This window comes from Trichocoleus sp. Lan (assembly GCF_039961855.1).
Classification (GTDB): domain Bacteria; phylum Cyanobacteriota; class Cyanobacteriia; order Cyanobacteriales; family FACHB-T130; genus FACHB-T130.
Map to the genome: position 1 here is coordinate 1 of NZ_JAMPKA010000030.1, position 21,119 is coordinate 21,119.

Sequence of the window (21,119 nt, forward strand, 5' to 3'; positions counted from 1 at the left end):
TTGTCTTGAGTGCTTGTGACACTGGGCAAGGTAAAGTGACTGGCGATGGCGTGATTGGACTGTCTCGCTCTTTAATTACGGCGGGTGTCCCTAGTGTTATCGTCACTTTGTGGTCGATACCCGATAATCCTTCTGCCTTGTTGATGACTGAGTTTTATCGAAATCTGCAACAAAACTCGGATAAGGCGCAAGCTTTGCGGAGTGCGATGCTGACAACGATGAAACAGTATCCTAACCAACCCAGCGCTTGGGCTGCATATACGTTGATTGGGGAAGCTGAGTAACCCCCGCTCCGCTGTTTACGAGTCTGTATCCCTACTGCAAGAAACCCTTTAAGATGAACAACCCATCCTCAGTACATTGGGATTGCTCCCGGTGCGAATGAGTGGATGATAGCGTGTAAGCGATCGCACAATTCGAGATTAACGAAGACCCGTCTCAATAAAGTGCTAATTGGCACTCAAATGAGGGGATTGTTTCATAGGAAAGAGGAGACATCGTCATTCACTACTTCATCAAACACAAGTTGCGATCGCCCTCGTTAAATTCAAAGCCATCGCATCAGTGGAAATAGAGCCAAGATATCTCTGTTCACCTACCCGATTAAACGACTAGGCAGCAAAGACTTCTCACGTTCCAATTGGAACTTGGGCAGCGATCGCCTTCGATTCTCGGACGCGATCGCAAACGATTGATACACGCTACAGCGGTTCATCTCATTTAATCACTAGCCGATTGTCTAGACACTTAACTAAACATTTAACTAAAACAGCTACTTGACTGAGCAAGTTGTCCCAGTAAAAGACTTCCCTAAATGGGACAATAAAAGAAGCATTAAAAAAGCGCTGGGATAAGGATTTCAGCCGCTAGATTTTATGAACCTTAAATGGGACAGATCAAACTACGAAAATCAGTCATTTACTGCCGAGTGAGTACGGGCGAACAAGATTGCGATCGCCAAGAAAAAGATTTACTCGCTTATGCGGCACGAGCAAATTTTGAAGTAATCGAGATTTTTAGAGAGTCTGCATCAGGTTCAAGAGATAACCGACCTGAGCGACAGAAAGTATTGGCATTAGGGCTAAAAGTAGCAAGACTGTCCAGCCGCCACACGCCGCTTGAAAAGCTTACTCTGTCAGCATCCTAGAAAAATTTCTTGATTTTGTCTCAAACAAGAAGTTTTTCAGGTTTGAATAGAATGGTGCTCACTGTCCTAATTAAACCTATCGAATTTTTGTGGCCTGAAAACCTCATGGTTAGGTTACTAAACGTTATTTTAATTAAAGAAGAGTTTCACTAGGACAGCCTCATCCTTACAAAAAAAGGTGATTGCTACACACAAACACGGTTTTACTTTTGAAATCGATACTGTTTAAAGATTACAACCGTTGTGTGGCGGCTGGTGACAGCTTCGCTACTTTTTCCTCACCTCCTCCACATCCACCATTATTACCTTCCATTTCCACCCTGGTTGATACAACTGCCGTTGGCTGGGGACCCGAAACTTGCCGCAATCGCTCAGCAGATCTTCGACCTTGCGTACAATTCGGCCTACGGTGGTTTCATGGATGCCCCAACTTACCTCAATATGAATCTGAGTACGGTATTCTTTCCAGTATTCCAACGCTACGAGTAACTGGTCTTCGGCGCTAAGCGCAAGCTTGTCCCCCGCGCTGTCCTCGACGTTCTAGATTCGGATGCAATACCTCCACCATCTGAGCAAACGTAGCACGACTGACCCCACACCAACGCTTAAACCCAGCTTGGGATAGATGCTCTAACTCTGTATATCGCATGGCTACTTTCGCTCTGCTTCTATCCAGAATTTACCTTGCTTTGTCTGGTGCCGAGCGCGAACTGGCACACTACTTTGCTATTCGTGCAGGAGGTCTACTGTTTGGTGTCTCCATGACCAACAAAAAGTCACTGTACAAATATTAAGATTTAGTGTTTATTTTAGGGTTTTGTGCTAAGTCAGCCTATTGTGTCCACAAAGATGAAGAGCGATCGCACTAAATAAGAGTTAATCCACGAACACATCAAAAATTATTACATAAATCAGGCTCACAAGCATTCCTTCACTATATGGCACAGCCAAGGATGAAGAAAGCATGGGTACCATCACTACTAAAGATGGCACGGAAATTTACTACAAAGACTGGGGTTCCGGGCAACCAATCGCGTTTAGTCACGGTTGGCCCTTGAGTGCGGACGCTTGGGAATCGCAGATGTTTTTTCTTGCCGCGCAGGGCTACCGTTGTATTGCACACGATCGTCGGGGTCATGGAAGATCGAGCCAACCTTGGACTGGCAATGATATGGATACCTATGCTGACGATTTGGCAGAACTCTTCGAGACGCTAGATCTAAAGAATGTGGTGATGATCGGGCACTCGACGGGTGGTGGTGAAGTAGCGCGTTTTATCGGACGACACGGCACTCAACGGGTATCCAAGGCGGTGTTAATGGGCGCAGTGCCGCCGCTGATGCTCAAGACGGAGGCAAATCCAGAAGGACTTCCCATTGAGGTGTTTGATGGCTTTCGCGCAGCATTTTTAGCCGATCGATCGCAGTTCTTCTTGGATCTGGCAAGTGGTCCATTCTTTGGGTTCAACCGACCCAGTGTCAAAGTCTCCCAAGGGCTAATCAATTCATGGTGTATGCAAGGTCTGATGGCTGGATATAAAAATGCCTATGATTGCATCAAGGCATTTTCGGAAACGGATTTCACTGAGGATTTAAAGAAGTTCGATGTGCCGACGCTGATTATTCATGGCGATGACGATCAAATCGTACCAATAGGTGCGTCTGCTCTCATGTCTGCGAAGCTTGTTAAGAATTCAATCCTAAAGATCTATCCCGGTGGATCTCACAGCCTGGGTGACACGAGTAAGGAACAGCTCAATACCGACCTGCTAGAGTTCGTTAAGTCTTGATGCTAAAGGTGTTTACCTAAAACATTACTGTCAACGATTTTGAATAAATAGTTCTCGTCGTTTGTACCTATTTCGGGTAAGCCGTTCAAACTTCATACCTATTACGCTTGCAATCATGAAAAAATTAGACGGGAAAGTTGCAGTCGTCACAGGGGCATCTAAAGGAATCGGTGCCGCGATTGCCAAACATCTAGCAGTCGAAGGTGCAGCCGTTGTTGTCAACTATGCATCTAGCAAAGAAGGAGCCGATCGCGTAGTTGACGAAATTGTTAGTACAGGTGGAAAGGCGATCGCAGTCCAAGCAAATGTTACCGACAGTGCAGAAATTAAACATCTTTTTGTAGAGACGCAGCAAGCATTCGGCAAGCTTGACATTTTGGTTAATAATGCTGGAATTTATGAATTTTCCCCACTTGAAGGCATTACAGAAGAGCACTTCCACAAGCAGTTCGATCTGAATGTGCTGGGATTAATCCTCACTTCACAAGAAGGTGTAAAGCACTTCAGTTCGTCGGGCGGCAGCATTATCAATATCAGTTCGATCGTCAGCACCCTCGCGCCCGCAAACAGCTTAGTCTATAACGCCACAAAAGCGGCGGTCGATGCCATTACGAAGTCACTCGCCAAAGAGTTGGGTTCACGCAATATTCGCATTAACTCCATCAATCCTGGCATGGTGGAAACGGAAGGCGCGCATACAGCGGGAATCACCGAAAGCGAAGGTCGCCAACAGATTGAAGCGCTAACCCCACTGGGTCGAATCGGACAGCCGCAGGACATCGCCCCTGCTGTCGTCTTCTTCGCGTCTTCCGATTCAGCCTGGATAACTGGCGAGACGCTATATATTACAGGCGGTCTTCGTTAGTTGGAACGGCATGGATGTTGGTTGTCAATAACGGCCTAGTACAAATCTAAATAGATGCGATGGTTTATTTCCTTGCTCTGGTTATCGGCATTATTACGGGTCTGCGCGCCATGACTGCACCCGCTGCTACAAGTTGGGCGGCCTATTTGGGTTACCTCAATCTTGGCGGGAGCTGGCTCGCTTTTATGGGTTACCGCTTCACACCCTGGATTCTCTCCGTGCTGGCTCTGGGCGAATTCGTGACCGATCAGCTGCCTTCTACGCCCAGCCGCAAAGTACCTGTTCAGTTTGGGGCTCGCCTAGTTAGTGGTGCGCTCTCGGGAGCCGTGGTAGGAGTTGATGGCGGTATGCTTTGGGGCGGCTTAGTGGCAGGCATTGTGGGTGCGGTGATTGGCACGTTGGGTGGTGCGGCGGTGCGTTCTCAGCTTGCGACTGCCTTTGGTCGTGATTTACCGGCGGCACTGATCGAAGATGCTGTCGCGATTGGCGGAGCAATTTTAGTAGTGGGGCTACTGCGATGACCCAATCTTTTGACGCGCTGATTATTGGCGCTGGTCAGGCAGGGCCACCGCTGGCTGCACGACTGACCAGCGCAGGAATGAGGATGGCGCTAATTGAGAGACATCTGATTGGCGGTACCTGTGTCAATACGGGCTGCACACCGACTAAAACGCTTGTCGCTAGTGCCTATGCCGCTCACCTTGCCCGCCGCGCTGCCGACTATGGTGTGCTTATCGCCGGGGAGATTGCGGTTGATATGAAGCGAGTTAAGGCGCGAGCTGATGCCGTTGCAGCCAACTCTCGCAATGGTCTTGAGGCTTGGCTTCGTAGTATGGAACACTTGACAGTGTTCCAGGGGCAAGCGTGCTTCGAGAACGCAAACACGCTACGGGTTGGTGATGAACGACTCACTGCACCGCAAATTTTCATCAATGTTGGAGGTCGTGCGCGGGTACCTGAGATGCCCGGTCTACAGGGAATCGATTATCTAACCAACACGTCTATCTTGGCGCTGGATAGTCTTCCCCGGCATCTGGTGGTGGTGGGAGGTAGCTATATTGGGCTAGAGTTTGCCCAGATTTACCGCCGCTTAGGCGCGGAGGTGACTGTAATTGAAAAAAGCCTGCGCCTTGTTACCCGCGAGGATGAGGATGTGTCCGCCGCAATCCAGCAAATCTTTGAAGCAGAAGGCATACATATTCGCACAAATGCTGAGTGTATTGCCTTTGCGCCTCATTCGGAAGGAGTGTCCGTGCAGGTTAACTGTACTGAAGGTGCACCAGAGGTGATTGGTAGCCACGTATTGCTGGCGATCGGACGGCAACCTAACACCGACGATCTGGGACTCGACCGTGCTGGGGTTGCCACGAACACCCACGGCTATATCATGGTTGATGATCAGCTCTGCACGAATGTACCTGGTATTTGGGCTTTAGGTGACTGCAATGGACGGGGTGCATTCACCCATACGGCTTACAACGATTTTGAGATCGTCGCGGCTAACCTGCTCGACGGCGCTGCCAAACGGGTTAGCGATCGCATCCCCGGTTACGCCCTCTATATCGATCCGCCCCTAGGGCGCGTTGGCATGACAGAGGCGCAGGCGCGCGCTTCAGGTCGTCCGCTGCTCATGGGCATAAGACCGATGACGCGGGTTGGTCGGGCGATCGAGAAGGGTGAGACCCAGGGCTTTATAAAAATTGTGATTGATGCCGAAACCCACCGCATTCTCGGTGCTGCAATCCTAGGCACAGGCGGCGATGAGGCCATTCACGGACTGCTCGATATGATGAATGCTGACCAGCCCTACACCACCCTGCAATGGGCCGTACCTATTCACCCAACCGTGTCTGAGCTTATTCCTACAGTTTTGGGCGAAATGCAGCCACTGCTTGTAACATAACCAAATCTGCAATGCTATTGTCAGAAATCTTGGTTCAACGTTTACCATCACAAAAAAGTGGTTTGATCAGGATGCTGTTGCGATCTACCTGTTATGAGATGAATAGCCGAACCGATCGCATTGGCATTTGTCTTGGACAGAGCGATTCGATCCGAACGACTTGTCGTCGCGCTTGCGCTTCGCAATTGGCTTCAATAGATCTCTTACACGAATTAGCTAACTAGACCCTGCTGCGCTAATCCAGAGTGTACGATCTGGTTCATGAGCGGTGTGAGAAGGGGTTTCTTCTACGATGAGACGTTCAGGAGTGATAACAGTCATATTGGCACCTATGGGAATTCTGGGGCAATCGCTACTCCAGTATGTTTAGGATACTAATCGACGCAAGGCTTCTCTACAGGTTGTGTCTCCAGATAGAGCATTACGTTTGAAGCCTAACGTCCGGCATCATCCACCCACCTGAGAGATTGATTTGCATGAGAGCCTTCGTGTCACGGGTTGGGTGCACGCCGTTGTTAGGCGGCTGACGCTGCACTCTACCTGTGTTCCTGGCTGCTCAGGTAACTGTTCTGTCATTTACCCAATGTTTATCACCCGGCTGAACAAATCTGGGTAGTCTAACACGATGCCATTTTCGTCCACGGGAAGCTGTGCCGTGAAGCCACTGCCATCGAGGTTCTCGAAGAGGTAGAGCCGTTCTGCCAGCCGCGTATAGGCTTGAGGTTGCGGTTGAACCGTTAGGTCTGGCGCGAAAATCCAGGCCATGCGGAACTGCCGCCGCTCACCGATCGCCATCGGCTCGCGGCGAATCGGAAAGCTATTAGTGAAAGGGGTTGGCCAGATATCAACATCCACGCAGCCATCAAGCTCGTCAATAGTTCGACCATCGCCATTCCGCCAATGGCCCCGACCGTCCGTTCGCAAACTCAGCGATTTGGTGGAGTGCCCCGTCGTAGCGACCAAATGGGACTCACGAAGCCGCCATGATTCGTCCCAGGTCAAGCGGTAGGTGAGCCGGAAGGGGCTATGCTCCTCGTCGAAAGCAAGCACGACGCTGTCAGCCATACGCTCAGTTAGGAGGAGATGCTCTAACCCTACGCCCTCTCGGTCTTTGTTCCAAATAGATGTCCAACAGATCGTTCGGCACAATATATTTACCATCGTGACTCCGTCCGTACTGCCGCATAACGATTAAGCTCACCGGACATGGTGGCTTTTGTTAGTCATAATGACTGGCTCTGCGACGTTCTGGTGCAGCGACTTGTTAGGCTGCTCACTCAACCGTAGTTGACTAACATCCATTTTGGGAGGAGTACAAAAGAGGCGGCTCTACTCTAGGACGGTTTACTCAACCGATCTTTAACCATGAAAGGTTAAATAGAGTTTGTCACACAAGATTCCTAAGGAGGAACAAACCGCTTAAATTGTCAGCAGTTCCCATCTTTTTACTTTAATTGAGCAATTCGCGACAAACGTTTAGCATCTTTTTGCCCAAGGATTTAGACGCGAAGCGTGCGCTCAGACAGATAAAGGTGAAGGAAAGCCACCCATTCACGCTATGCTGGCACTCAAGCTAAATGTGCCACGCAACCAACCAGATGAGCCAAGCGATCGCACTATTCAATCAAGCGGGTGGGGTCGGGAAAACGACGATTACTCAGAACCTAGGCTATCAACTCTCAACACGAGGTCACAAGGTTCTTCTCATCGACCTCGACCCCCAAGCTTCGCTAACCACTTTCATGGGCATTGACCCTAATAGTTTGGAGAAGACCCTATTTGACACCCTGATCAATGAGGAGCCGCTGTTCATCCTGCCCTCCCTTCACGGCATGGCTCTTGCTCCCACCAACATTATCCTCAGCGCTGCTGAAATCCAGCTTGTTAATATGGATTTTCGCGAGGTTCGCCTGTCTGAAGCGCTCGACAAAGTCCGAGACGATTATGACTTTATCCTCATTGACTGCCCACCCAGCTTGGGACTGTTGAGTTACAGTGCTTTGGTTGGAGCCACTCACGTTCTCGTTCCGATCGAGACACACTACAAAGCTTTCCAGGGAACTAACTTACTCTTGCAAACGGTGGCTCAAGTTAGAAAGAGAGGCAATCCTCAATTACAAATAGCAGGCTTTGTTCCCTCTCGCTATGCCGCCAGTAACTCCCAAGACAAACGCACTCTTAAGGCAATCCAAGAACAGTTGGCAACGGTAGGAACGGTCTATGAACCAATTCCGCGACTGACAGCATTTGTAGACGCCTCCGAAGAGCAGGTTCCCTTGGCCGTTCATGAATCCAAGCACCCTGTCCTCAAAATCTTGGACCAGCTAGCCCAACAGATGGAGCAACTCAATGCCCCGTAAGAGCGATCGCCCCTACAAAGGCAAAGCCAATCTCGATGTTTTGTTTGGAAAAGAGGAGTCCGAAACCGCCCCTCAAACGGTTCCTTTAGACTCCATTACTCTTCCACCCTCTCAACCCCGCCGCTACTTCGACCCGATGAAAATGGAGCAGCTCATTGAGTCGGTTAAGGCTCATGGCGTTTTGGAAAACTTACTGGTTCGTCCCCTTCCGGACAAGGACTCAAGCTACGAATTAATTGCCGGAGAACGTCGCTATCGAGCGGCTTTATCGGCTGGACTTAAAGAAGTCCCCGTCACCATCCGCTCTCTGAGTGATGAACAAGCGCTCCAGATTAGCCTCGTAGAGAACTTGCTCCGAGAAGATCTTAACGCGGTTGAAGAGACAGAAGGCATCCTACAACTGCTAGCCATCCGCCTCAATGTGGCGAGTGTGGAAGTCACTTCTCTGCTATACCGGATGCGTGACGAACAACGAGGAAAAGTTCCCCATAACGTTATGGGGAATGAGCAAGGGCAAACCATTCAAGCTGTCTTTGAAAAGTTGGGGTCAATTACTTGGGAGTCCTTTGTATCTAATCGCCTTCCCTTGCTTAACCTCCCCAAAGATATTTTAAATTCCCTCCAAACAGGAAAAATCGCCTACACCAAAGCTACTGCGATCGCACGGCTCAAAAGCGACGAGGCACGACAATCGTTGTTAGAGGACGCAATTGAGCAAGACCTATCCCTTAGCCAAATCAGGGAACGCCTCCAAGCCCTTCAACCAAAAACTGATATTGAGTCCCCCTTATCTCAATTTGATGCCACAACCCGTCGCCTAAGAGCCGCGAAGCTATGGGAGAATCCCAAGAAGTGGAGGCGGGTTCAGACACTGTTGCAAAAGCTGGAATCCCTCATTGAAGAAAAGTAATGAGATAATTGGGGATTGAACGACTGGCACAGGAGAAGTGACGAGCAAGCAACCCTTCACTCAACGTTCGTTTTGGGGGAGCTTGAAGCTGGTGAAATTACTTTCATTCAAGAGTTACTTCTTCATCAACATCAATCAACAAAACATACTCCTCCATTTATGTAGCCAAGTGGAGAGGCAAGGGAAGACCGATCGTCTCATCATAGTGAAAGGCAACCAAACGTAATTCATGCGTTAATGCCGCCCAAGTCAAAAATTTATCATCTGGCTGAATGCCAGCAATTGTAAGTTCTAAAAGCCTGTTACTTCTCTTTTGGCGATCTCCCCCGTGGCACTGGTTGGTGCATTCTTTTCCATTAAAAATGTCTCATAACTTATTTACTAATTGTTTCATGATACATAGATAAAAAGATGGTTTATGAGACACGGTAACAGTAGGTTTAAGGTCTGTTGTATCGACTCTAAAAATTCTGTCGTACAAACGGTGGTTTAGGGGCTCTCCTTATCGGTTAATTGCGGTATCAGGACATCGTTCAACAATTCTCCTAACAAACCTGAGTTTGGGTTAAGCACTTTGAGATAAAAGCCACTCCATCTGAAGGCTGGGTTTCTTAGGTTGATGGCAATAAGCGATTAATCCACACAAAACGTTAACGCAAAAATTCACGGGACTACGGTGCCTTGAATGTTCAATCTGAGAAATATTCTTGAGCTGGTCGTTAATAGTCTCAATAATGGAGCGTTTACGGGATAAAAGCTTGTCATGAAGAAGCATCAACTTGTTTTTCATGTTGCGCCGAGGTTTAGCAAAAAACTGAATCCCGAAGTCTTCTAAAAGTTGAGCCGCCAGTTTTTGAGAAACATAACCGCGATCAGCAAATATTTTGCCCAAAAGCTGACTCAGTAAATCAGGAACTGGTTGACGGTCATCGATGTTACCAGGAGTAAGGTTCACATTTAAGAGTTGACCAAGTTCATTGACGGCAATATGAAGTTTGAAACCGAAAAACCAATCCACAGAAGTCTTTCCACGAGCGGCTAAACCTGCAAACACCTTGTGTTGAGAAATTCGACGATTATGACAGACTTTCAAGCTAGTTGAGTCGATAAAACCGATACCTGTACAAGTTCCAAAACAATGCTTGAGATAGACACACAAAGGTATCAAGCTAGATGGTATCCATTCAATAAATCTTTGATAACTGGGCAGTCCTGGAAAAGCCCAACTCCAATGTTGTTTGACGTAATTCAAATAAAAATACTTGAAATTCCGGTAGTGATTTTGATGGAATGCAATGAGAATTGTCATTATTTCGCTTAGGCACAGGCTTTTAGCCCGATTACGTTTGATTCCTCCATTTATAAGTAGTCTTTTGTGCCATTGTGCTTCAAATGCTTTACAGAAATCATCTACATGGCAGAACAAAGCTTCTAAACTAAACATAGGGCAGGTTGCTGGATTTGAAGTTATTTTCAGCTTACTACCTGCCCCTTTCCTTATCCCGAACTCAGGTTAACAATCACTCAGAGCCGAGAAAAAGATGAAATCCAGACTCAACACGACGGAAATAATGGAAATTATCAGTATTTAATGCGAGGAAATAACTTGCGAATAAGTTTACCTTTAACCCTCTACTGTCCCCAACGCTTTCAAGGTTACCTTCTGCGCTTCCGTTAATCCGATCGCACCTGTGATGTTCATGCCTTCATAGAGCCGATCTGCTCTCAGGGTTTTAAGACACTCGCCCGTTTTCACATCCCAAAGCTTGACTGTCTCATCTTGGCTGCCACTAGCTAAGATTTGACCATCCGGACTCCAAGCTACTGAGCGCACCCAACTGGTGTGACTGTGCAAAACTTGCAGGCAGTTACCTTCGGCAACATCCCACAACCGAATTGTTTGGTCAGCACTGCCAGTAGCCAGGGTAAGACCATCGGGACTCCAAGCTACTGCCCATACTCCACCAGTATGACCATGCAAAACTTTGAGGCAGCTATCTTGCAGTACATTCCATAGCCGCACCGAGGAGTCATTACTGCCACTAGCTAAGGTTTGACCATCCGGACTCCAACCTACTGAGCATACCCAATCGGTGTGACCGGACAAAGCTTTGAAGCAGCTACCTTGCGGCATATCCCACAACCGAACAGTTTGGTCGCTACTGCCACTGGCCAGCACTAGACCATCCGGACTCCAAGTGACTGAGGAGACCAAACTGGTGTGACCCTGCAAAGTTTTAACGCAGCTAGCTTGGGGTACATCCCACAACCGTACCGAGGCGTCATTACTACCACTGGCTAAGGTAAGACCATCCGGACTCCAAGCTACTGAGTGAACCCAGGTGTGACTTTGCAATACTATTAGGCACTGACCATGAGCTACATCCCACAACCGCACAGAAGAATCATCACTGCCACTAGCCAGGGTACGACCATCCGGACTAAAGCTTACCGAATATACCGCATTGGTGTGACCGTGCAAAGCTCTTACACAGCCTCCTTCAACGACATCCCACAATCGAATCAGGGAATCTAAACTGCTACTGGCTAGAGTCTGACCATCGGGACTGAAGGTGACTGAGCGTATCCCACTACTGTTACCGTGCAAAGCTTTGAGGCAGTTACCTTGTGGCACATCCCATAACCGAATTGTTTGATCGTAACTGCCACTAGCCAGGGTCTGACCATCCGGACTCCAAGCAACTGAGCGTACCCCACTAGTATGACCGTGCAAAGCTCTTACGCAGTCTCCTTCAGCGACATCCCACAATCGCACTGAGACATCATTACTGCCACTAGCCAGAGTACGACCATCGGGACTCCAAGCTACTGAGCGTACCTCACTGGTGTGACCTTGCAAAGCTCTTAAGACTTCCCCATCACGCACATTCCACAGCCGCACTGAGGCGTCATTACTGCCACTAGCCAGAGTCTGACCATCGGGACTCCAAGCTACTGAGCGTACTCCACTGGTGTGTCCGTGCAAAGCTCTTAAAGCTTCACCGTTACCTAGATCCCACAACCGCACCGAGGTGTCATTACTGCCACTAGCTAGAGTATTACCATCTGGACTGAAGGTAACTGTCCATACCCCACCCGTATGACCATGTAACACTCTGAGGCACCTATCGTGTGAGACATCCCACAACCGGATCGAGCAGTCTTGAGAGCTACTGACCAGAGTATTACCATCTGGACTGAAGCTGACCGACCAGACTGCACTGGTGTGACCGTGTAAAGCCCCCATACAGTAGCCTTCAGCAACATCCCACAACCGTACCGAGGTATCATTACTGCCACTGGCTAGAGTATTACCATCGGTACTGAAAGTAACTGCCCATACCCAACCCGTATGCCCCTTCAACGTCAAAAGTTGTTGACCATCTGCCACTTGCCACAAGCGAATCAGACCATCTACATCGCCTGTTGCCAACAGTTTGCCATCTGGACTAAAGGCTACCGACAAAACACTACTTAAGGTTTCAGCGAAGACAGAGTTAGCAAAAGCGGCGTTCTGGAAATTGACACCCGCCAAATTCACTTGTCTCAGGTCGGCTTGCTTTATCGTCAGATGAGAAAAGTCATAGTTGGCTAAATTAATCTTGCTTTGAGTCAATAAGTTAATAATATTTCCGCCTCCGTAACCTGATGAGGCAGAAGATTCTTTTTGGAGTTTGACTAAAATCCTTTGCAGTTTATTTTTGATATTTTTCTTGGACTTAAATATAGCGTGTAGTCTATCTACAATCGGCTCTAAAATCAGGCGAATCTGACTAGCTCTGACATAGTCCTTAGCCGTTGCTTTTATCAAAGTATGACTAAGCAATAATCCGGGTTCTTCTGTAGCAATCTCTTCATAAAAAAGCTCGATTAAGAGTTCCGTCACATACTCCATCACCACAGGTTGTTGCGTGTAGAGGCTAGACTGCTTTGCCAGCGGCGTAGGTGTAGCCTTCTCGATTAGCGATCGCCCCCGCAGACTTTCTAGAGCTTCCAACACTTTTCCGCGAGGCACAGTCGGCACTAGGTCTAACTGGAGTTCGGCAATCGCCGTCCCTTCACGGTTAATCGCCAACCAGTACATGATGCTTCTCTCCAGAGGCGAGAAGCGCTCAAACTGCTGCTCTAGCAATCGCCGAATGCCATTAAAGACAAAAGTATCTTCTGGCAGAAACTCCCCTATTTCCCCATCAAATAAGTCTCGAATCGATGTAGCTACAATTTTCACAGCCAACGGATTGTTGCCGTAGCGATCACACAACTGCTGTTTTTGGGTTTCATCACCCATCAGCCCTTTGGCAGTGAGCAATGCGCGAGCGGCTTCGCGGGAACCACTCAAGCGAAGTGATCGCACTGGCAGCTTATCGCCTTCACTTGCAGCAATAATAGCTGGCTTTTCTCTACTGGTAAGGATTATGCAACTAGAGTGGGCGGTTTCTCCCATCACTCTGAGCAGTTCGCCATATCCTTCATAATCATTGCGGAATTGTCCTGCCTCACCTGCCTCCAGAATGGTCTCCATATTGTCTAAAATCAGCAGGCACCTTTTGGAGCGTAGGTAATGAATCAGCCGCTCTATCTCAGCAGAAGTTTCCTGAAAGTCAGACACAAAGCTAACTAGGTCACAAGTGAGCGTTTCTAGGAGTGGGGCATTGCGTAGACTTCGCCAAATCACATACTCGAACTCATGCTGCACTTGTGCTGCTACCTTGGCTGCAATAGCCGTTTTTCCTATCCCGCCCATGCCCAGTACCGTTACTAGGCGACATCGGTCAGTTACAATCCATTGCGCTAATGTAGTGAGTTCTTCCGTGCGTCCATAAAACAGTGAGACATCAAGTGCCTCTCCCCAGTCCTGGTGTTTGGTCGCAATCCTTGCTTTAGCCAAATCATCTTTTGTTTGGGAGCCAAGTACAACATCCAGTTGTGCTATCTGTTCGCACTCCAGTGCCAACGTCTGACACAGTTCTACAAAACTCGCACGGTCAACAGGTTTACCTGTCAGGAAGTTGCTGACTGTAGCTAGAGACAGTCCTGCATTCTCAGCCAAAGCTCTTTGACTGGGAATGCCGTTACGCCTGAGAGCCAATTTGACTTGTTCAATGCACCCACTACGAACCCTAAGCGATCGCGGCATGGCTTGTCCCACGAAACTCCTAGAAATTATACCTAGTAAAAGTCAGTTACGAAATCAGGACAAGTCAGTAATACTCAGGCAGTAAGTCAGTTATTAGCAGAGTTTAATGAAGATATTGGTAACTAAAGCTCAATTAATCAAAGGAGAACATTATGTCTACTCAAGCTCTGCCAACTTTACGTAGTGGTAGCACAGGTGATCAAGTCACATATTTGCAAGAAATCCTGAATAAGATTAACTATGGTCCTTTAGACGTTGACGGAGAATTTGGGTCAGCAACCGAAAAAGCTGTTAAGAAATTCCAAACAGATTTTCAAGTAAACCCTATAGATGGAATTGTCGGCACTAAAACCTGGGATAAGTTACACACCCAAGTCCAGTAGATGGATGATCCATTGAAGTTTAAACCATATGGGCTAAACTTCAATGGGCAATTCTCGCACGTATCTCGGCTCAACGTCTGCCAGAGAAGTCGGTTTTTTTTTGTGATGATTGTCCGTTGGGGTCATTTAGGAGCAATTGGCAGACAAAGCCGCGCTGCTTCCAATCTATAACTGTTCGACATAGTTGATAGTGCTGCTATCGTGAGGCTTGTGAGAAAAGTGTATAAGGAGGAGGAGCTGGCAGCTATTAAGAATTAGGAAAAATTGAAGGACTTAAAAAATGAGCTTCAATTTTGTTTTCACCTTATTTGGAGTTAGATTAAACACATGGCGACAGCTATCTTAAGAAACGGGTCACAAGGGGATGAGGTTAGAATCTTACAAGCCAGCTTACATTCAGCTAGGTTCTTATCTGAAACACCTGATGGCATATTTGGAGACCGTACCGAAAAGGCTGTAAGAGCGTTTCAACAGAAGTACGGTCTTTCAGTAGATGGGGAAGTTGGTGACGAGACTTGGGCTAAGCTACAAGAAGTTACGGCGTAACAGGTCATTGCCCTTGCATAGTAACCAGCTATTCACAATACCAATGACAGGTTAATTTTGATTTTGAGTTGCACCGGCTTGACACCCGTTGACACCCAAGTGTCAACGGGTGCAGTAGGCAAGTTGATTAAGCCTCGGCTGGGGTCAACATCAGGACTGTTCAGTTTTGGACTTTGGATAAATTTGTCCAAAGTCCAGTAATATCTTTGGCTGTTGAAATTATTGCAGAGACCAATTTCATGCCATCAGCAAGCACCGAGCATCAGCAAGAGAACCAAACACGACTCTATCAAGACAAAAACCTTCTCATTATTTTTACAGTTTCTCTCATCACCTTTCTCGTACTTGCTAGCATCCCTCCAGCTTTTCCCAAGATTATCCAGGCATTAAACGTACCCCCACAAAAGATTGGTTTATTAATATCAGTATTCTCGTTTCCATCTCTTGCATTAGGTCCAGTCGTGGGAGTGTTTGCCGATCGCGTTGGCAGAAAGCAAATTCTTGTTCCTTCCCTGGTATTGTTTGGAATTGCTGGCACAGCTTGCGCCCTTGCCCGTGACTTTAACTTTTTGCTGTGGTTCCTTTTCCTTCAGGGAATTGGTGCAGCCTCTCTGCATTCTCTCACCATTGCCCTGATTAGCGATTTGTATTCAGGAGTAAGACGCACGACTGCCATCGGTTACAACACCAGTATCATCACTGCCAGCACGGCAATTTATTCCATTATTGGCGGTGCATTGGCAGTTATAGGCTGGTATTATCCTTTTTTGCTATCCTTGGCAGCTATCCCAGTAGCACTGCTGGTGTGGTTTAGACTCAAAAATCCTGAACCGACAGGTGAAAAACCTCTCAATGTGAATTTGCTCAATGCCTTGAAAAGCTTTAAAAATCGTCAACTTGCCCGACTTTTCATTGCCAGCACCGCTCAATTCATGCTCCTCTACGGAGCCCTAAGAACTTATCTACCACTTTTGATAGCGGATTCATTCAAATCATCTAGTTGGGTAATTGGATTGATACTTGCCAGCATACCTGTGGCAAGTGCGATCACAGCTTCGCAAGTAGGACGACTGGCAAGACGGTTTCCAGAAACAACTTTAATTAGAGCATCCTTCGTTTTCTATGCTTTAGCTCTATTGGGCGTTCCATTTGCCTCCAATCTCTGGTTCCTCTTAATCCCAACCGTACTGTTTGGAATTGGTTTTGGGATTTGTTCGCCCATCACCTTATCACTCGTGGCGGCGCGATCGTCCAAGGAGTATCTAGCTACGGTAATTTCGGTAAACGGGACATTTTGTAACGTAGGACGAATAATAGGTCCCCTGCTCATGGGAGTTGTTTTGAACATTGGCGGCACCAGTGGGGTATTTTATGCGGGTGCGGGGATTGCGATTGTAACCCTTGTTATTTTTAAGGACTTTTAATTCTTCCAGCCTTTATTCAGTTAACTCTATCTATCGATTGAAACGTTCTCTAACATCTTTTTCTTGAATAAATGAAGTTAGACTTATAATCAAAATATTCCAGTTAAACGATATTGAAATGGCTAGGAAGAGACGTTCAACCTCTCCTAACCTTTTAAAATTAATAAAAATATTTCGCTATTGAAATTACTTAAAACATTTCGGTCAAATAATATCAATCCGTTATTGACTATTTGGCAGAGTATCCTTATGAATCTAAATTAGAAGGACACAGTAGGTTTTAAATCTCTAGCGGAATCTCATTAAAATGCTCCAATAGAAAATCTACTAAAGCGAGGTGGCGCATATCGTTGTTTGTAACACAGAAGTCTAATAGAAAACCTTTGTAACTTGTGACAAAAGAAGGATGATCGCTACATCAGATGTTAAAGATAAAAGAAATACAACGATTTAAATTTATGCCTGCGATCACCTAATCAGAGCTAGCATATCTGGTGCGTGAAACACGGCAACGCCTAGAACTGTTTGTCACAAGTTAAGTTTGGCGCAAAATTAGAGGTCTCATTTCAAAGCGTCAATCGTTGCGAGAACGGGCGGACAAAACCTTTACCACTTACCTTGAAGGAGATTGAGTAATTACTACATCAGATGGGGGATTCTGGCAAAAATTTGCTGATTAAATACTTTTCACAGTGAGGATGAAGACTTTATGAGTAATAGCTTCCAACGCTCTGCCGCTTCAGATTGTTCGCGAAGCAAAAATATCTATTGCAGCTTTTTAGCGACTAATCCCATTACAAAACTCCCAGAGGCGAGCGCTATCGAAGAGGCAGCTCACTTCACTGCTTCTACTCCTCCACCGGAGGATCAGAAGTAACCTTCTAATCCTCCAACAACCAAAGTCAAAGCGTCAAATCAATTGTTGCTGAATGGTCTGCTAGGGTCGTTACCGATAAGGAAAACTGTATAAGTTGATTTTACTTACATTTAATTACATCTAAGCATGTTTAATTTAGGAGAAAAGCAGGGAGTGACTTATGCAATACTTTAGCGAAAATTGCTCATGTGTAATATGGTATGGTAATGAAAATGAATAGAGAAGGATAGCTGATCACCCAACAAACACAGACCAATATGGTGAGGGGGGTATCAAAATTCGCATCACCTGGGATTGTTACTAAATATACCTAATTAATCTATTCTTAATTTTTAATTCAAACAGTCTTAACTAAATTTTACTATGAGGGATTTTTTTTTAAACATAGCCTCAGTTATCCTTCAATCATGTTTTGATACGGTTTGAAATTGCTATTAGCAAACCCTCTGACAGAAGATGATTCAAAACCTACAGATCAACTCCTGCTAGTTTAATAGGGAAAATCTCATGACCCACTTTGGTATTATCTGTCCGGCAGAAACTGGCCATCTCAACACGATGCTCCCGTTAGGTCGCGAACTACAACAACGTGGTCACCGCGTTACTCTTTTCGGATTACTTGACGCTCAACCTAAGACAGTAGCAGCAGGATTAGATTTCTGGGCAATTGGAGAAGCAGAATTTCCAGCAGGAGCATTATCTCAATCCTTTGCCCAACTAGGGGAACTCAGTGGGTTAACTGCCCTACGATATACTATCGATTTGCTGAAGCAGGGGGCGGCTGTAATCCTGCGAGATGGCCCGCAAGCCATCAAAGAAGCGAATGTAGAGGCGCTGTTAGTAGACCAATCTTCACCAGAGGGAGGGACTGTTGCAGACCTCCTAGAGATTCCTTTCATTACCGTGTGCAGTGCGGTACTGCTAAATCGGGAGGAAACTGTTCCCCCCTTTAACACCCCCTGGAGTTACAATCCCGCTTGGTGGGCACGTCTGCGGAATCGCATGGCTTACTCTTTGCTCAGTCGCATCACGAAACCCATCCGAGAGTTGATAAATGACTATCGCAAAGAATGGAAGTTACCTCTGCATTCTCATCCCAATCAACTCTATTCCCAACTGGCTCAGCTCAGTCAACAGCCAGCTGAATTGGAATTTCCTCGCACTACTTTGCCCAAATACTTCCATTTCACCGGCCCTTACCATAGCTCAACAGGACGGAAATCCGTGTCTTTCCCCTATGAGAAATTAACTGGGCAACCACTGATTTACGCTTCGATGGGCACTTTACAGAATCGTCAGCAGGAGATTTTCCACCGTATTGCTGAGGCATGTGTAGGGTTAGATGCTCAGTTGGTGATTTCTCTGGGTGGTTCAGGTAGTCCGGAATCTCTACCAGAATTGCCCGGTTCGCCTTTAGTTGTCAGTTATGCACCTCAACTAGAACTGCTCAAAAAAGCAGCACTCACCATTACTCATGCAGGAATGAATACCACTCTGGAATCCCTCACCAATGGAGTGCCGATGGTGGCAATTCCGATTGCCAATGACCAACCTGGAATTGCCGCACGTATAACTTGGACAGGAGCAGGAGAGCTTGTACCTTTATCCCAATTAAGTGTTCCCAAGCTTCGAGGTGCCATACAACAGGTACTGACTGAAGAGTCTTACAAAAACAATGCAATCAGATTACAAGATGCGATCGCTCGTGCAGGTGGAGTCAGTCGAGCCGCCGATATTGTAGAACAGGTCATATCTACAGGAAAGCCTGTCTTGGCTCAAACACAGCAAAAGAACTAATTAAAAAGACATTATTCCGGAATTTATTCGTTCCCTCGCTCGACAATAGAAGAAAAATTCCTTTTCTTTGACCCGCTTTTAATGAAATAGATAGGTATGAATGCAGATGAAAAAACATGTAATGTTTGTTTCGCTTCCTCTACGTGGTCATGCTAATCAAATGATTGCGCTGGCTCAAGAGTTGGTTGTCAGGGGCTACCAAGTCAGTTTTGTTATTTCTGAGGAGGCTAAGGAATGGATTGCTAATACTGGTGCTATTTTTATCCCTTGGGAACCAAAAATAGAAACAACTAATGAAAACTTTTCTGACACAACCCAGTCGGTGTGGCAAAGAGTTTGTCAAGAGCCGAAAATATGGCGTGGTGAAAGGATGATGTTGAATGGGCTAATCGAGCGGTATGTTCCGATGTACAAAACGTTGGTACCTATTTTTCAGCAGCACCGTCCGGATCTTCTAGTGATTGATCGCGCTGTTATTCCAGCTATGGATTTAGCTCAGCAGATGAATCTGCCGTACATTATTCAAACTCGGTTTTTAGGTAACTTTGTCAAGACTAGTTCTAAGTATCCTCGCTTCGGCACAGCCTATTCCATAAACATGAATTTATGGCAACGTTGTCTGAATTTCTTAGAACCCTATTGGCTGTTGCCGCAGTTTTTACCCACCCTGAAAAAGCTCAATCAAGTTCGTCGTCAATGTCTTGAGCGTAAGAAATTGGACGACCCTTTTAGCAAGCGCCCCATGATAGTAGGCACAGCTTTTGGTATTGAGATTCCACGTCCGCTACCTCCCCATGTGCAAATGGTCGGGCCAATTTTTCCGAAAACACTTGAGCCTCTCAGTCCTTCTTTAAGTAAATGGTTGGAAGAAGGCGAAGAAAATACAGGAGTGGTGTATATCGCTTTTGGTACTCTTGCTACTCTTGAACCCTGGCAGGCTAAAGCATTAGTAGAGGGACTTACTGACACTAGATTCCGGGTACTCTGGTCGTTGCCCAAGAGTCAGCAGCAGATTCTTCCATCGCTACCATCCTCTTTCCGCATCGAACACTTTGTTTCGCAACAAGCAGTTCTCTCTCATCGAGCAGTTCGTTTCTTTGTTAGTCATTGCAGCCCAAATGGCATTAACGAGGCGCTGTATTGGGAAAAACCGATCCTAGCCTTGCCTTTCTTTGGAGATCAGCACTACTTTGCGACACGTGTTGTGGACTTAGGGGTTGCCTTAAAGCTAGACAAAAATCATTTTGATAGTGCTGACGTGCGTCGCAAAATAGAGGCTCTATTGAGTATCCCAAGTTATAAGGATGCTACACGTCAGATGTCGGTCGCACTTAAAAACACTGGAGGGCTGGACAAAGCTGCCGATATTGTGGAAACTACACTAGCGGCAGGAATCACTAAATTCACTCCACATTTTAGGGGTCGCAGCTAGTTCCGCTCAGTCTTCTCAAAAATTCAAGTACAGCAACTTGGAGCGATCGCATTCAGGGCAGTGGTTTAGGAATGCTTATCGCTCCCCTCAATTGGAGTTGAGAGAGGATTTTCTTCCAATCCAGGAAACCTATATTTCCCGACTGGCGATCGCACCTGCGACTTTTCCATGAGGTCTATTGCTTCAAAGGCATAAGTCATCCCGCAGATCGCGCAGACCGCACCCTGCAAGCTTCGCTTCTACCTTGCGCCGTTGCTCTTGAAGGGAGCGCGATCACATCCTTCATCGCAGCCGGATCAGTCTTGAAGAGATAAGCCGCGATCGCGCTTTAGCTCGCTCTTCGTAATTCTCTTATAGTGTTGCCATGCATTCCACGGGCCAGATAGCGATCGCTGTCTCGACTTCCGACTCCCTACCGAGTGAAGCTTGACTTCGGAGCGCCCAAGTCTAGAGGAAGATCCTGTCAAGATTTCCAACTCCTTGCTGAATCGGAAGAACTGTGGACACCAGAGGGAACCTGGTTCTGGCATCTATGCCGACTCTACTATT

Annotated in this window: 20 protein-coding genes; 14 read left to right on the plus strand and 6 right to left on the minus strand. The window is 46.8% G+C overall.

The window, feature by feature from the left end; translation table 11 throughout:
* The 3 genes from NDA03_RS22330 to NDA03_RS22340 all read left to right on the plus strand — a co-directional run.
* Positions 1-284, plus strand: a 284-nt coding sequence (locus NDA03_RS22330) for a CHAT domain-containing protein (RefSeq protein WP_348239162.1), incomplete at its 5' end; no start/stop codon positions are given.
* 602 nt (positions 285-886) lie between these two features.
* A complete protein-coding gene (locus NDA03_RS22335; protein WP_348239163.1) occupies positions 887-1,147 on the plus strand; it encodes a recombinase family protein in 261 nt (86 codons plus the stop codon).
* Between the two features lie 209 nt (positions 1,148-1,356).
* Positions 1,357-1,653: a hypothetical protein gene (locus NDA03_RS22340; protein ID WP_348239164.1), complete on the plus strand. Its 297-nt coding sequence runs from the start codon at positions 1,357-1,359 to the stop codon at positions 1,651-1,653.
* Here NDA03_RS22340 and NDA03_RS22345 read toward each other — a convergent pair.
* Positions 1,650-1,796 carry a hypothetical protein gene (locus tag NDA03_RS22345; RefSeq protein ID WP_348239165.1) on the minus strand — a complete coding sequence of 49 codons (147 nt, stop codon included), beginning with the start codon at positions 1,794-1,796 and terminating at the stop codon, positions 1,650-1,652. The genes NDA03_RS22340 and NDA03_RS22345 overlap by 4 nt on opposite strands.
* Positions 1,797-2,111: 315 nt before the next feature.
* On the opposite strand from NDA03_RS22345, the gene NDA03_RS22350 reads away from it, so the two are divergent.
* The 4 genes from NDA03_RS22350 to NDA03_RS22365 all read left to right on the plus strand — a co-directional run bounded on the left by NDA03_RS22350 (position 2,112) and on the right by NDA03_RS22365 (position 5,704).
* Positions 2,112-2,936 (plus strand): alpha/beta hydrolase, encoded by an 825-nt coding sequence (locus tag NDA03_RS22350; RefSeq protein ID WP_348239166.1) that lies wholly within the window; start codon positions 2,112-2,114, stop codon positions 2,934-2,936.
* 115 nt (positions 2,937-3,051) lie between these two features.
* On the plus strand, positions 3,052-3,801 hold the full coding sequence (locus NDA03_RS22355) for a glucose 1-dehydrogenase (protein ID WP_348239167.1): 750 nt from the start codon (positions 3,052-3,054) through the stop codon (positions 3,799-3,801).
* 59 nt (positions 3,802-3,860) lie between these two features.
* On the plus strand, positions 3,861-4,322 hold the full coding sequence (locus tag NDA03_RS22360) for a DUF4126 domain-containing protein (protein ID WP_348239168.1): 462 nt from the start codon (positions 3,861-3,863) through the stop codon (positions 4,320-4,322).
* Entirely contained in the window at positions 4,319-5,704 is a 1,386-nt protein-coding gene (locus NDA03_RS22365; protein ID WP_348239169.1) for an FAD-containing oxidoreductase, read from the plus strand. Before NDA03_RS22360 ends, NDA03_RS22365 begins: the two co-directional genes overlap by 4 nt.
* Before the next feature lie 576 nt (positions 5,705-6,280).
* Here NDA03_RS22365 and NDA03_RS22370 read toward each other — a convergent pair.
* Entirely contained in the window at positions 6,281-6,865 is a 585-nt protein-coding gene (locus NDA03_RS22370; protein WP_348239170.1) for a putative glycolipid-binding domain-containing protein, read from the minus strand.
* 437 nt (positions 6,866-7,302) lie between these two features.
* On the opposite strand from NDA03_RS22370, the gene NDA03_RS22375 reads away from it, so the two are divergent.
* Positions 7,303-8,064 carry an AAA family ATPase gene (locus NDA03_RS22375; RefSeq protein ID WP_348239221.1) on the plus strand — a complete coding sequence of 254 codons (762 nt, stop codon included), beginning with the start codon at positions 7,303-7,305 and terminating at the stop codon, positions 8,062-8,064.
* Complete coding sequence (locus NDA03_RS22380; RefSeq protein ID WP_348239171.1) at positions 8,054-8,974, plus strand: ParB/RepB/Spo0J family partition protein; 921 nt, start codon at positions 8,054-8,056, stop codon at positions 8,972-8,974. The genes NDA03_RS22375 and NDA03_RS22380 overlap by 11 nt, the downstream gene beginning before the upstream one ends.
* A gap of 565 nt (positions 8,975-9,539) precedes the next feature.
* Here NDA03_RS22380 and NDA03_RS22385 read toward each other — a convergent pair.
* Positions 9,540-10,418, minus strand: coding sequence for an IS982 family transposase (locus NDA03_RS22385; RefSeq protein ID WP_348239172.1), 879 nt, complete (start codon positions 10,416-10,418; stop codon positions 9,540-9,542).
* Between the two features lie 180 nt (positions 10,419-10,598).
* Positions 10,599-14,123: an NB-ARC domain-containing protein gene (locus tag NDA03_RS22390; RefSeq protein WP_348239173.1), complete on the minus strand. Its 3,525-nt coding sequence runs from the start codon at positions 14,121-14,123 to the stop codon at positions 10,599-10,601.
* Between the two features lie 140 nt (positions 14,124-14,263).
* On the opposite strand from NDA03_RS22390, the gene NDA03_RS22395 reads away from it, so the two are divergent.
* The gene (locus NDA03_RS22395; protein WP_190416193.1) at positions 14,264-14,494 is read left to right on the plus strand and encodes a peptidoglycan-binding domain-containing protein; all 231 of its coding nucleotides are present in this window, start codon (positions 14,264-14,266) and stop codon (positions 14,492-14,494) included.
* 578 nt (positions 14,495-15,072) lie between these two features.
* Here NDA03_RS22395 and NDA03_RS22400 read toward each other — a convergent pair.
* Positions 15,073-15,231 carry a hypothetical protein gene (locus tag NDA03_RS22400; RefSeq protein ID WP_190416195.1) on the minus strand — a complete coding sequence of 53 codons (159 nt, stop codon included), beginning with the start codon at positions 15,229-15,231 and terminating at the stop codon, positions 15,073-15,075.
* Positions 15,232-15,279: 48 nt separating this feature from the next.
* Here NDA03_RS22400 and NDA03_RS22405 point away from each other — a divergent pair, with 48 nt between their 5' ends.
* The 4 genes from NDA03_RS22405 (at position 15,280) to NDA03_RS22420 (ending at position 20,570) form a co-directional block, all read left to right on the plus strand.
* Positions 15,280-16,464 carry an MFS transporter gene (locus NDA03_RS22405; protein ID WP_348239174.1) on the plus strand — a complete coding sequence of 395 codons (1,185 nt, stop codon included), beginning with the start codon at positions 15,280-15,282 and terminating at the stop codon, positions 16,462-16,464.
* Between the two features lie 525 nt (positions 16,465-16,989).
* Positions 16,990-17,100 (plus strand): helix-turn-helix transcriptional regulator, encoded by a 111-nt coding sequence (locus tag NDA03_RS22410; protein WP_339380892.1) that lies wholly within the window; start codon positions 16,990-16,992, stop codon positions 17,098-17,100.
* Positions 17,101-17,848: 748 nt separating this feature from the next.
* Complete coding sequence (locus tag NDA03_RS22415; protein WP_348239175.1) at positions 17,849-19,138, plus strand: glycosyltransferase; 1,290 nt, start codon at positions 17,849-17,851, stop codon at positions 19,136-19,138.
* 100 nt (positions 19,139-19,238) lie between these two features.
* Positions 19,239-20,570, plus strand: a complete 1,332-nt coding sequence (locus tag NDA03_RS22420; RefSeq protein ID WP_348239176.1) for a glycosyltransferase — start codon at positions 19,239-19,241, stop codon at positions 20,568-20,570.
* Positions 20,571-20,635: 65 nt separating this feature from the next.
* Here NDA03_RS22420 and NDA03_RS22425 read toward each other — a convergent pair whose 3' ends face one another.
* Positions 20,636-20,770, minus strand: coding sequence for a hypothetical protein (locus NDA03_RS22425; protein ID WP_348239177.1), 135 nt, complete (start codon positions 20,768-20,770; stop codon positions 20,636-20,638).
* Positions 20,771-21,119: the final 349 nt, after the last annotated feature.